The 12,674-nt window shown below is 67.0% G+C and carries 8 protein-coding genes and 1 pseudogene; 5 read left to right on the forward strand and 4 right to left on the reverse strand.

Annotated features, from left to right (window positions below; genetic code table 11):
• Nucleotides 1-133: pseudogene (locus E1258_RS23360) on the forward strand (IS5/IS1182 family transposase); the annotation flags it as partial.
• Here E1258_RS23360 and E1258_RS23365 read toward each other — a convergent pair.
• The 3 genes from E1258_RS23365 to E1258_RS23375 all read right to left on the reverse strand — a co-directional run bounded on the left by E1258_RS23365 (nucleotide 96) and on the right by E1258_RS23375 (nucleotide 3,097).
• Nucleotides 96-473, reverse strand: coding sequence for a hypothetical protein (locus E1258_RS23365; protein ID WP_132404900.1), 378 nt, complete (start codon nucleotides 471-473; stop codon nucleotides 96-98). The pseudogene E1258_RS23360 and the gene E1258_RS23365 overlap by 38 nt on opposite strands.
• Nucleotides 474-1,071: 598 nt before the next feature.
• On the reverse strand, nucleotides 1,072-2,322 hold the full coding sequence (locus tag E1258_RS23370; protein ID WP_132404902.1) for an XRE family transcriptional regulator: 1,251 nt from the start codon (nucleotides 2,320-2,322) through the stop codon (nucleotides 1,072-1,074).
• Nucleotides 2,309-3,097 (reverse strand): hypothetical protein, encoded by a 789-nt coding sequence (locus E1258_RS23375; protein WP_132404904.1) that lies wholly within the window; start codon nucleotides 3,095-3,097, stop codon nucleotides 2,309-2,311. Before E1258_RS23375 ends, E1258_RS23370 begins: the two co-directional genes overlap by 14 nt.
• Before the next feature lie 234 nt (nucleotides 3,098-3,331).
• Here E1258_RS23375 and E1258_RS23380 point away from each other — a divergent pair, with 234 nt between their 5' ends.
• The 4 genes from E1258_RS23380 (at nucleotide 3,332) to E1258_RS23395 (ending at nucleotide 11,864) form a co-directional block, all read left to right on the forward strand.
• Complete coding sequence (locus tag E1258_RS23380) at nucleotides 3,332-4,507, forward strand: hypothetical protein (RefSeq protein ID WP_132404906.1); 1,176 nt, start codon at nucleotides 3,332-3,334, stop codon at nucleotides 4,505-4,507.
• Entirely contained in the window at nucleotides 4,504-7,857 is a 3,354-nt protein-coding gene (locus E1258_RS23385) for a hypothetical protein (protein ID WP_132404908.1), read from the forward strand. The genes E1258_RS23380 and E1258_RS23385 overlap by 4 nt, the downstream gene beginning before the upstream one ends.
• A complete protein-coding gene (locus E1258_RS23390) occupies nucleotides 7,857-10,265 on the forward strand; it encodes an RNaseH domain-containing protein (RefSeq protein WP_132404910.1) in 2,409 nt (802 codons plus the stop codon). Before E1258_RS23385 ends, E1258_RS23390 begins: the two co-directional genes overlap by 1 nt.
• Nucleotides 10,266-10,526: 261 nt before the next feature.
• Entirely contained in the window at nucleotides 10,527-11,864 is a 1,338-nt protein-coding gene (locus E1258_RS23395) for a hypothetical protein (protein ID WP_132404912.1), read from the forward strand.
• A 420-nt stretch (nucleotides 11,865-12,284) separates the two neighbouring features.
• Here the strand turns inward: E1258_RS23395 and E1258_RS23400 are convergent.
• The coding region (locus tag E1258_RS23400; protein ID WP_165949877.1) for a tyrosine-type recombinase/integrase at nucleotides 12,285-12,674 on the reverse strand (390 nt) is incomplete at its 5' end.

Consider the following 12,674-nt stretch of genomic DNA (forward strand, 5'->3'; position numbering starts at 1 on the left):
GCACCACCGCCGACTCGTGCGCGACTACGAAGCCCGACCCGACAACTCCGCCAGCATGATCACCATCGCCATGATCGACAACCTCGCCAAACGGCTCACCACCGAAACCACCCCAACCTGGCGATACGACTAAACCCACATAGCTGACAAAATACGTGAATCAGACGTCCTCTAAGTCGCCACTTCTTAGGATCGTGCACCTCGGCCGGATGCGCCGACGCGGCAAGAAACATCGCCGTGAGGATCTCGCCGAAATCTCCCGCCATCACCGAACCTGGATCGGGAATCTTGGCCGCAACAACCTCGGATAGCGGCAGGCCAGTCCTCGTCGCGTTTGCAGCCGCACTATCATCCGAGACATAACAGCGCCGCGCCGGCACACCGAGCAGATCCGCCCAATGATCAGCAGCGTCCACGGGCACCCTGATCAGCACGAACGCCTGATCCGGATCTTCGACGAAGAACGTCCTCACCTGAGCAAGGTCGAGCCCAAGCTCCCGCATCGCCTTCCAACCTCTCCCAGTCAGAGGGAACTGCGTTCATCATGGCCGGCATGAAAAAGGTGCACGTGACCTGCAAGGATGCAATTGTCTAGACCACGTCCACTGCAGAAACGGGCTCGTCTTTCCGGTGAGTAAGAGTACGGGATGGGCTGCGCGGTTGCAGGTAGGTGGCCGTGGCCGGCGAGGGTCTGGTATACGGGTGCGGTCACGCTGCGGCAGCGCGCGGATTGGACCGGTCTGGCCGGGGCGGTGAACGCGGCGTTGCCGCGCGGCAGCGGGGCCGGGGTGGTGGATCGGGCGCGGTGCTGTTCTGTGGCGGGGCGGTGGTGCTCGGCGCGACCAGCATGTCCGAATTCAGCCTGCTCGCGCATCAGGTCCTCGTCTTCGCTGATCCACCGTCGGAGGCGACCGTCCGCGTAGCCGAACTGGACGACACCTGCCTGCCCTGGATCGCCACAGCGCGCTCGCGTCAGCCACCTGCAGAGCCGCTCAATCGCATCCTGAGGTCCAGCTACGCTTCCCGCAGATTGAGGGCTGACCCGCATGGGAAGTCGTGCGGCCGAGGTCGTTAGGTTGTGTCCGTAACGACTGCCTTGAGGTGACGATTGCGATCGGTCATTGGTGGCGTGTGTTCCGCCGTCTTGCCGCCGGCTATGAGGTTGAGTGTTGGTCGGTCGGTGACGGCACCGAGTAACTGCCGGACGCGTTCCGTTGGCCAGCGGAGTTCCTGCGCCAGCGCTGTGATGGTCAGCCCGTGGTCGGCGGCCAGCTCGAAGGCTTTTCTTAGGAGTGTCGGCTGTTCGCCGGGGAAGCCGTCGATGGGTTCCAGGGCCGGCTTGGACTGATTGAGGCGTTGGTAGGCGCGTGCGGCAGTGGTGTCGGTGTAGAGGCCCACTTCTCGGCAGCGGTAGATGAGGCTCTGGATCGAGGTACCCCATGTTCGCTGGAGTTCAGCGAACGCCGCGAAGTTCACTCTCGCGGGCAGGAGGGGGATGATGCTGTCGCGTGGGGTGAGGAACTCTGCAGCGAAGGTGTCGGCGTCTCGTTCGTGGCGGGTGTCACCGGGCAGGGCGTCGGCGTGGAGCACGAGGTGGGCGAGTTCGTGTGCGGCGGTGAAGCGCTGCCGGTATACATCCTGGGATCGATCGCGGCTGATGACGATGAACGGCCGCGGTAGCCGGGAGGTCGAGAAGGCGTCCACGGTACGGAAGTCGCCGTCGGCTGGCGCGTGGACGACGACGATGCCGTGGACTTCAAGGGTGCGCACGAGGTGGGGAACGGGCGCGGTGCCGAGATTCCAGTGCTGACGAAGAGCTCGGGCAGCTTGGACCGGCTCGGTGGGAAGGCTCGCGCCGGGATGGATCTCGCCGCCGGCGAACCCGGGAAGGTCTACGTGGGGCAGGAAGACGCGTCGTTCGAGGGCGTAGATGAGTTCCCAGACCTGCTCGGTGAAGGAGACGGCCTTGGCGCGCTGGTAGGAGCGTGTCTCACGGAGATGGCGGAAGTGCGCTGCGGAGGAGTCGAGGCGGGCGTAGGGACGCCCGACCTGGAAGAAGCCGACGGGGTAGCCGAGCTGATCGGCAAGGGCGATCAGAACCTCGGGTCGTGGCCGCGTCCCTGATTCGTACTGGCCGATGGCCGCAGCGCTGACCCCGACCCGGTCGGAGAGCTCCTTCTTGGTCAGCCCGGCGAGCTGGCGAGCTTGTGTCAGACGTGCCGAGTCGAACTGCCTGGCGACAGCACTGGCTGACCCCGAGGGCGACTCCACGGGGAGGCCGCCGGCAGAGAACAGGTCATCGGGCTCGTCAGTTCTGGGCATCGCTTCGCTGTTGGTGGTCGCTGTGTTCGGCTACGGGGCTGACGGTGGCCTGCTCGGCGGCGGTACGGGCGCGCAGCGTCGGGCTGGCCAGCTCGGCCTGGTCGAATCGCGGCGACGCGGTCGAGGCCGACGGCTGGGTTACCAGGCGAAGTCCGGGGATCGGGTCTGCGGACGGGACGAGCAGGGGTTGTGCGGATACCCAGCTCGCTGTGCCGGTCTGGCTCACGCTGATCTGGCCCCATCCGATGTTGAGCAGCCCGTGCCGCTCGTGCGCGGCGTAGTAGATGATCACGATACCGTCTGGTTCCAGCCCGCGCAGGAGGTCGGTGGCGTGGTCGTCCGACTCGGACTCCATTCCTTCGAAGGCCGGCTGTTCATGATCGGGTTTGGGGCCGAAGAGCCGCGCCAGCTCCAGCGTCGTCTTGTTGATCTTCTTCAGGGCGCGAGGGCTGTCGTAGGCGGTCGCGAGGTCCTTCGCGTACTCCACCGGCAGCACGGCGACGTTGTTGATGACGACGATGCGGTAGCTCTTGCCCAGTGGGCGCACCGTCTGGGCGCCGGGGACCTCACCGAGGTGGTTGACCAGTTCCTCGTACCGCGCGGGCCAGCCTCCGCCGAAGGCGTGGCGCGACGTCAGGCGGACCGCGTGGTGGCCGTCCATCTGCCGTCCGACGGCGGCCTGGATGGCCGCCGGGATGGCCTCCGTCAGCGTGGCTGCCACGTCGCGGCCGAACAGGGACGCCGCCCACGCTGCCGGCCGGATCTTCTTCGACACGATTCTCCCCTCACGCTTTACCTGCGTGCAGAAGGATAGCATCTGTGCTTTAGTTTTGAGCGCGATGACGCCACTTCGGTGACGCTGAGTGCGTTCCCGCAGATCACGCCGCCTTCAGTGTGGCGTGATCTGGGCTGCGCCGCGACCGCGGCGGACGTCGATCAGGCCGCACACGGTGTCCGGTTGCGGCGTTGCGGGTCGCCCAGGATGAGCGGCCGGGGAGGAAGGTGACGCATGACGGCGGATCTGACCAGGTTCGGCCGGGACACAGTCGTGACCACGGTGACGCAGGCCGCCAGTGTCTGGATGTCGCCGGGACCGCCCGGCGAGCGCTGGCGGCAGGTGGCTGAACTGCACGGGCGGGTCGCGCTGGCGCACCTGGCGCACGGTGAGCCTCTGCTGCCCCTGGTGGCCTTCACCGACCTGTTGACCGGCCCGCTGTCCGGGCTTCTGCCGGACGCACTGAGGGAAGCGTGCGACGAGGTCTTGTTGGTGGAGGACGGACAGCTGAGTGCTGCTGCCGCTGACCTGCTGATGGAGAACCTCGCGCCGTCGATGACGGCCTCCGACGTCGTCGGCTGGTCGGTGCCGCGTCTGAGCGCGGAGAAGGTACAGGGCTGGCTCTACGGACAGATGCTGGCGACGGGCACGGAGGAGGGATACCGGCGGGCGCGACGGACAGTCATCGAACACGCGGCGGGGGAGATGTCGGAGGTGATCGACGCGATCAAGGCCGCAGGACTGCCCCGCGAGGGCCTGGTCGAGGAGATCCCCGCCTGGGCGTGGGTGGCGCACGAGGGGGAACACTACTGGTTCGGGTGCCCCGTGTGCCGATACCCGATGCGGTACCAACTCGGTCGGCTTGCCTGTGCCTACCCGCCGCACACGAAGGCTCTCGGCGGTTCGATCACCGTGAAGGCGGCGAAGGGCCGCGCACCGGTGGCCGGCGCGTGGAACGTCGAGCGTGCCGCGCAGTTGGGCGGACCACAGGCCACCACTGCGGTTCCGGTCAAGGGCCAGGTGTGCCTCGTCTGGCCAGCTTGGCGGTACTCGACCATCCCCGGTTGTGAGGAGGTCCGCCTGCACCGCGAACTCGAGATGATGCCGGGCGTCACCGCGAGACTGTGGCCGCACGTCGACCGGTACGACCTGGAAGTGAGGGCACCAGGACGACGGCGGCCCTGGCGGGTCGATGTCAAGGACTACACCGACCCCGCGCGGCTGGCCAACGAGCTGCTGCGTCGGGGCAGCATCGGCGAATCCGACCTGTTGATCGTCGTCCCCGACTACCGGGCGGGGCATGTGGCGGTCCTCAACGAACGGCTGCGCCTTGCCACCGGGTCACGGCGCCGGTTCGCCACGACGTCTCACCGATTCCTCACCGAGGTGGAGAGGGCCGCAGCCGGATGAGTAACCGTTCGCGTTTCCACAGAACCGCCAACCGGTTCATGATCGGGCCGTCGCTGCGTCTGGCGCTCGGCCTGGCCGAACAGCTCTTCCCCACCGAGACCTGGGAAGGCGCGCCTGCGGTCGACCCCCGCGACGCGCGGTTCCTCCTCTCCGGCCAGCTCGGGGTGTGGAGCCTCTGGCGCGACGGCCTCACCGCCACGCAACGACATGCGATCGACCGCCTCATCCACCTGCGCCCTCGCCGCCTGGCCACAGAAGGTGGCCTGCGCGTCAGCCTCGGCGAGCACCTGCGCAACAACCGGTCGCCCCGCTACCTGGAGGCTGGGGACTTCCTGCAGGTGATCGACGGTGTGCCGGTCGGTGATCTGATCACCGCCGCGTTGCAGGAGCTGGAGGATGCGTCATCCCCGCTGCGTGTCCCCCCAGAGGCGCTGGCCGGCAGGCGCTACAGCTCGTCGGTCTTCCTCGCCGGTCCCAGCCGTGACGAGTTCCGGCGCAACACCTACCTCATCCCGCGGGTGCCGATGCCCTACCCGCCTGTCCCGGTTCTGGACGCCACCGCGCCAGCCGAGGTGGTGGCCGACCTCGCGGACATGCACGCCACCGCGGAACTGATCGACAAGAAGCGGGGTGACGATGCCTTCCGCCTGGCGGAGGTCCTGGACGGATTCTCACGGAAGCTGCGGACGCCACAGGGCCAACCCGTCGACCGGCTGAAGCTCGCGGCAGGGCCCCTCCAGCTCATGATCGCTCCCACTGGTTCCGGCAAGAGCGTCTGGATGCGCGTCGCCGCCACTCACCTCGCCAGCCACAGAGGAGGCCGCCGCACCGTCGTCCTGCTCACCCCTGATGTCGAGAGCACGCTGGATCTTGTCGCGGCCATCCGCAGTGACCTCGCGGCGCTGAGCCTCGACATCCCCGTCGTCGCACTCATGTCCCACCGACGGCTCATCGAGGTGGCCGTCCAGCGCACCAACGACGCACCGGAGGATCCGGCCGGTGCCAGATGGACCTGGCAGGAGCTCGGCTACTCCTGCATGCTGAGCGACGAAGAAGGCGCCGCATGGCAGCCCGGCCAGGAACCCTGCACGGATCTGCACGAGCCCGGCGTCGAAGGCCGACACCGATGCCCTCTGATCGGAGCCTGCGAGAAGTGGGCGCCATGGCGGCAAGCCGCCGGCCCAGCCAAAATCATCGTCACCAACCACGCCTACTTCCAGCAGGGCTCGGTGCCGTTTCCCGTCATCACGAACGGCACACTCCACGGACGGATGAGCGCGCAGGAGCTGCTGCTGCGGCGCGCCGACATCGTCCTTGTCGACGAGGTCGACGCCTTCCAGGGACATGCGGTCACTCAATCCGGCCGCACCCTCGTCCTGGCCCGCCGTGACACGCAGAAGCTGCTCCTGGAGAAGCTCGACGACCAGCGCAAGGAACAGGTCGAATCCGACAACGTGCCGGGCGAACTCGAACTCGCCTTCCAGCGGGCCATCCACCGGGTCGAGTTCCTCTCCGAGCGCTACCTGGCCGCCGTCGTCAACGGGTTCATCGACCCGCAGGACCCACTCGGCCCCAAACAGGCCAGGCTGCACCTGCCACGCCGATGGGACAACCTCCTCGCCTGCCGCCTCTTCGGCCTCAACGAACTCGAAGACCGCCCCAGCGACGACCAACTCGACAGGTTCAAATCCCTGTTCACCCAGAACGAACCCGACCCCGACGCGCTACCCGCCGGCTGGGCGGACCTACGCAAGGAACTGCGCCTCGTCGTCGCCGACGAGCCGGAATCCGACTTGATTCACAAAAGAAGCCAAGGCATCGTCAGCGCGATCGAGACGATCACCGCGCCCACCACCGACGAGGGCGAACCGGACGCCGACGCCGACGCCGACTTGGACTTGGACGCCGACTGCGACCTGGACGAAGCGGACTGTGGCCGTCAGACCGGGAAGGACGACGATCCAGCAGAACCCGCCGCTTCGGCGTGGCAGCTGCAGACCGCCCACCTTCTCCTACGCAGGGCGTTCCTCGGCGAACTCCAGCAAGGGCTCGCCGAACTGGAAGCCCTACTGCCGCTGATGCGCGACAGCGGCATGCGGCTCGCCGACGACGTCGAGGCCGCGTTGGACCGCGCTCCCGCCTGGCAGGCAACACCCGAAGGACCGATCGGCCGAGCGGTCTTCGGATTCGCCGTCACCGGCGACCCGGAGAGCCGCTCCGACCGGCAGTTCACCGCAGAGATCCTCTCCGGCGACCCGCACGCCTACACCGCAGACCTCGGAATCACCACGGCTCCCGCGCTCACGGGCGCGCCCAGAGTCATCGTCGGACTCTCCGCGACCGCCTACCTACCCGGTTCCCCCACCAACCACGTCCATGCCGACGTCGCCTGCTACTACCCCGACATCGCCGGCACTGGCACTGGCAGGCTGACCGTCAGCAACGCGTCCGTCAACGACCACACGACCAAGCGCGGGATTGTCATCTCCGGGGCAGCCCGCAGCCGCAAGGCCCAACTACTCGAAGGGATCGGATCCGGCCTCTGGGACCAGATCCTCGAACAGAGACTGCGGGACCTGCACGACCACCGGGACGCCGAACGCCGTGCCCGTGCCCGGGTCCTGCTCGTCACGAACTCCTACGACCAGATGCTCGCCCTCTGCCGTGGCCTGATCGCCGGGGGAGCCCACCGCACCCGCATCGCCGTCGCTGTTCCCGCCGGTGACCGCCGCGGCCTGCAAATCCCCGACGACGTACTCGCCATTCCCGCCAGCCGGCTGCGGACCTTCCCGGGCACGGGCAGGGACGTGCTGATCTCACCTTTCGCGCGGGTTGCCCGCGGGCTCAACATCGTCGTCGGCCACCGGTCCGCGCTCGACTCCATCTGGGTATGCGTCCGGCCCATCAAGCTCATCGACGAACCATCCGCACTGGTTGCCCACACCGGTGCCCACGCCCGCCGCAACCGGCACCCCGGCGAGGACCCGCGCAGGGAACTCGACGAACGCCACCGCATCGCCGCCAAACATCTGGAGCTCATCAACAGGTCCAACCCCGCCTTCGGGCGCCTGCCCCCCGACGTGCGAACCGCGATCTTCGCCGACGTCCTGGCCGACCTGATCCAACTCGCCGGGCGCGCAAGGCGTGGCGGCACCAACACAACTCTTCACCTGGTCGACAACGCCTTCCACCGAGGAGGCGCCGCCCCGGGCAGCGACTTCGCCTCCCTCATCCGCAACCTCCACCGGCGATGGCGCGACGACAACCAACTGGACCAGGTCCGCTCCATCTACGGCACCACCATCGACGCGTTCTTCACGTTCGCCGGCATCAACGACAGGAACTCCTGATGCGCACCCTGGCCTTTCCCTACACCGAAGCGATGGCGGAGAAGATCCACGGCTACACCCTCGGCAGCGAGGTCAACGACACCTGGCAGGACCTGAACCGCCGATACACCCGCCACCCGAAGAACCTGCCGTACAGGGACCTGAGCCTCGGCCTGCGCTACGTGTCCAGCGACTACGCCACCATCTGCAAGGACCCCGACGGCCCCGGCACGCTGCTCCTGATGCGCAAGAAGATCGACACCGCCATCATCAGCCGGCTCTTCGCCGCCTTCGAACGAGACCTCGCGGCCCGGCACGGCGCACCATTCGAAGACCTCCTCGGCCCACTGCTACGCCGTACCAAGCCACGCACGATTCACATCGCCAAGTACCTCCAGGCGGGCACGGTGAAGCACGCCGACATCCCGAACTGGGTCTTCGACGTCGCCACCTGGCGCACCATCGAACTCCTCCGAGGCGCGCTCAAGCTCCCCGACGGTACGGACCTGCTTCTCCGTCCCGACATCGACGGCAACCTCGTCGCCTTCAACCGCCCGCTTCCCGAGCCGCACCCCAAGGCCGAACAAGGCATCCACTACATCAGTCTCGAACCCATCACCGTCCCCGGCTACCCCGGCATCCTGCTCAACCTCGACGCCCACATCAGCGCCACCACCGGCTTCCCCGGCAACGCCAAGAGCCTCTGGATCGCCACCGACGACACCGGCATGCTGCTCACCGCCAGACACCGCTACGACCGCCCCACCAACCGAAACGTGATCACCGGGCTCCTTCCCCAACTCGTCGACTCCTTCAGCATCCGCGGCGTGCCCGCCAACTTCACCGCAGATGACCTCCTCGCGACCTACCCCCGCATCCGCGCCCGGCACGCCACCACACCCGACAGGCACCCCATCGGCTCCGGACCGGGCCGCCGATTCCTCGACTGCGTGCTCAAGCACGCCACCGCCAGGCTCAACACGGAGTCGCTCGCCCTGGAAACCACACCCATACGCAACATCGACGCCCCCGGCGACCCCGACCGGCACGCGAAACTCGCCTCGGCCGTCAACGCGGTAGCACGGCCGATCCACATCAGCGTCGTCTACCAGGACGACCTACAGCGCCACCGGTCCGCCCGGGCGCTCACCGAAGTACTCAACCTCCCCGAGAACAGCCTCACAACCGCAGAGAGCACCTTCCTCGACGGCGCGCTCACCATCACCTTCGACAGCGCCAAGACCGACATGCTGGTCGCTCCCGGACCCACGCACCTCCGGAACACCCTCGCCGAGCAGATCATCTCCACCAAGACCTTGGACGCCCTGCACCTCGTACTCGCCGAGAGCAACAAGGAACTCGCCGCAGCCAAGCCCGCCGAAGACCCCAAGCCACAGCTTCGCCGCGCCCTGGCCGCCCACGGCACCGTCAGCCAGTTCATCGATCCAGCGTCAACGCCCAAGCCCGATGCCGTCGACCACCCCGCCAATGCCGCCGTACGAGACCTCCTCCGGGCAGCGGGACTCACCGCCACCACACCAACCCGGGTGTTCTCGCGCCCCCTGCAGCCGCAGCCATGCGTCATCGTCGGTTTCTATACCCGCGAACAGAACCAACCCGCCACCCGCATGATCAGCCTCTCCGCCCTCGTCAGCGACGGAACCGACACACCCTGGAACATGCTCGGCTACCACCCCGATGCCCACGGCTGGAACAACCTCCCCACCGCCATCGCCGCACATCACGCCACCGACCTGAGCCAGTTCAACGACCCGAACCCCGCCGCCCGCACAGCGCTGGCACGGGCCTACACAGAACGGTCGCTGCACCAGCTCCGCACCCGCTACGACGACATCCCGATGATCATCTACATCGACGGCTCCAACCGGTACCCACTGTGGTCCGGCACCACCAACAAGAACCTGGGTAACGGACAGTTCGACGCGCTGCCCCACCTCGGAATGATCAACCCATCCGACATCTCCCTGGTCAGGGTCAACACGGCATCAGACGGCAAGCTGCCACAACCTGTCAGGGCAACCGGAAAGCGGGCAAACGCCGACGACGGTGCAGTCCCAGCCACCGAACGGCTCTACCACCTTCCCGGCGCACACCAGGACACCTACTACCTCATCAACCGCTCGCGCAGCGACAAAGCGTTCCAATCCAGCGTCAGAGCCGGCCACCGTCAGACACGATTCGACCTCGCGGAAGCAAGAGAACTTCGCACACCCTGGCACGCGATGACCTGCACCGAGTTCCTACTCCTCGAACACGGCACCTTCGAACGCCAACACCTTGCGGCGCTCAGCGCGCGGCTTTGTGGGCATTCGCTGGCCTGGGACGGGCGGACAGCCCGACCCGCGCCCGTACACTTCGCTCGACAGATCCTGGAGGATCATCCGGGGCGCAAGACGGCTGCACGCTGAGGTGTGAACGGCCGAAGGGGCCCGCACGCGGCCGGTCATTAAACGCATACTGGACCGAGACTCTGGCACACGCGGCACAGCGTGACCGCCGATCGGGAAGACGGGGAGGCCTACCACCACCCCGCGCATCGCAACGCCCGATTCTCGAACCACAACGCCCCCGTCGAGCACCGGTTTCGGTTACCGCACTGTCAGGTTGGTGGACACGGTGTCCGTCCTCACGCAATAGCCATGCGCAAACCTTTCGATATGGCTGTTCTGTTGAACGAGGTCGTGAGCTCGAACATCCCGGCGCACCTCGGCGGTTGCCCGCCGTGGTGCGTCAAGGTCCACGCCGAGGAGGAGTTGGGTAGTCCGGGCGACCGGGCCCGGGGGCACTCCCGGACGGTAATGGAGACCCACAAGGGTGAGGCCGGCGGGATGGCGGTGGAGATCTTCTCACTGGAGCACCTTGACCAACCCGAGGAGAGCACCCCAGCGGAGTTGTTCGTGTCCGCTCCAGATCCACTCAGTCTGGCCGATGCCGGCTACCTCGCTACATCCATCAGGAAGGCGGTCATGGTAGCGCACCGAACGCACCGGCCGTACTGGCTGAGGCGGGCGTGTCCATCCTGGTGTATTGCGACCCACCAGGACGGCGACCATCTCGAGGATCGCATCCACTGGCCAGAAGAATCGCCGCCTGTGCTGTTGTCGTTGCATACCTTGGTGAGTACTGCCGGCGAGTCGCGCAGCGGTGAGGCGTACCGGCCGCCGGGGCTGGAGGTCGGCCTGGAGCAGCACGCCGACGCGGTCGAGCCGGTGTTGAAGTTCGTGATCGAGGGCGCGACAGCGGCGTTACGTCTCACGCTGGACGAGGCCGAGCAGGTGCGGACGGCGGTCGGACGGGTTGTGGCCATGGCGCGAGATACCGACAGCCGGTTGACCGAGGCCGGAACGGCCGGTCCGGCATCGACGCCAGACCGGCCGAGCCTCCACCAGACCGTGGCCGATCTGGTGGTACACGACGAGGGCCTGACGGCCGAGCAGAAGATCAGTGTGTTCCGCGGCGTGGTCGCCGAGCGACTTACTCAGCAGGGTTTGAGCGTCGCTGAGCAGGCTGTGCGGTTGAACTGCACCGAGGAGCAGGCGCTGGACGCGGTGGTGGACTTCGCGATGTGGTCGCACGCCGGCTACCTGCTTCCACCCGCCAAGCCGGCCGAGCCGCAGTGCCCGGTGTGGTGCGGTGGGGAGTGCCTTACCGAAGACGGCGTCCGCCTGCACGACCGGCACGTGGCCGCCGTGTACGGCCAGCACCACGAATGTGCCAACGACATCAAGGTGGCGACGGTCGACCTTCAGGCGTTCAACTCCCCTGACGGGTACGACGAGCCGCCCTCGGTGACGCTGGCCATCGACAACCCGGAACAGCGCCCCACCGACATGACCAAGCTCGACGGGATGAACCACAACACGGTCCGGAACCTGGCCGCATCGCTGCTGTCGGGCTTCTGGGACCGCACGACGATCCGGCTCACCCCTCAGAAGGCGGCGAACCTCGGCGCGTCACTGATCGCCGCATCCCGCGCCGCCTGCGACAAGACGCCAGTCAAAGCCTGACCACGGCGAGGATGTGAAGCGGCCCGCTGCCAGTGACTGCTGCGGTCCGTCACCAGCGACTCCCTGGCTCGGCGAAGCGCGGCCCTCGCACCCGACCCTGATCCGGCCCGGTCGGGCGCACGCATGGGTGCTCCGTGGGTGCTCGGACGTCGGGGAACTGGGGGTGGGTAGGCTGGACTACGCCGGATTTTGGACTCTATTCACAAGTGGTTCTTTGATTGATGTGCAACGTGCTAACCCCGCACCTGCAATAATGTGTTCGGATTGGGCTGGACGCGGCCGGGCCGGGCTGGACTGATCGCCTTAAACATTGACACTTCTCTACGGATCAGAAGGTTAGGGGTTCGAGTCCCTTCGGGCGCACAAGATTATGACGGGCCTGAACTGCGGAAACGCGGTCAGGCCCGTCGTCGTGAATGGCTAGTGTGGACGGTGGGTGTCGCGTGGGTGCCACTCGGATGTCATCACTCTCCGTGATCGTTCGGGAGGTCGTGGCTTCCTGACTTGAGGTTTCTTCCGCTTCGTTGCTGCCTGTCGGGTGGCGGCGCCTGTCGCTGGTGGGAGTTTGGGCCGGTTGCGGAGGCTCGCCTCCCGGATTGTGGCGCGGGTGCGGTGGGCGGCGGCGAGGACGAGGTGGGCGGTGGCGTCGGCGCTGCGTCGTTGGGTCAGGGGTAGGACGCTGGTGTAGGTGTCGGCGGTGACCAGGATGCTGGAGTGGCCGAGCATGTCCTGCAGGGTCTTGAGGTCGGCGCCGGCTTCGTGGGCGAGGGATGCGGCCCCATGGCGTAGGTCGTGTGTGCGCCGTGAGGC

This window comes from Micromonospora sp. KC207, from assembly GCF_004348615.1.
GTDB lineage: Bacteria > Actinomycetota > Actinomycetes > Mycobacteriales > Micromonosporaceae > Micromonospora.

Coding starts and splice junctions, on each gene's coding strand:
- E1258_RS23370 (WP_132404902.1), bottom strand. CDS start 2,322: ATGCCCAGAACTGACGAGCCCGATGACCTGTTCTCTGCCGGCGGCCTC.
- E1258_RS23380 (WP_132404906.1), top strand. CDS start 3,332: ATGACGGCGGATCTGACCAGGTTCGGCCGGGACACAGTCGTGACCACG.
- E1258_RS23385 (WP_132404908.1), top strand. CDS start 4,504: ATGAGTAACCGTTCGCGTTTCCACAGAACCGCCAACCGGTTCATGATC.
- E1258_RS23390 (WP_132404910.1), top strand. CDS start 7,857: ATGCGCACCCTGGCCTTTCCCTACACCGAAGCGATGGCGGAGAAGATC.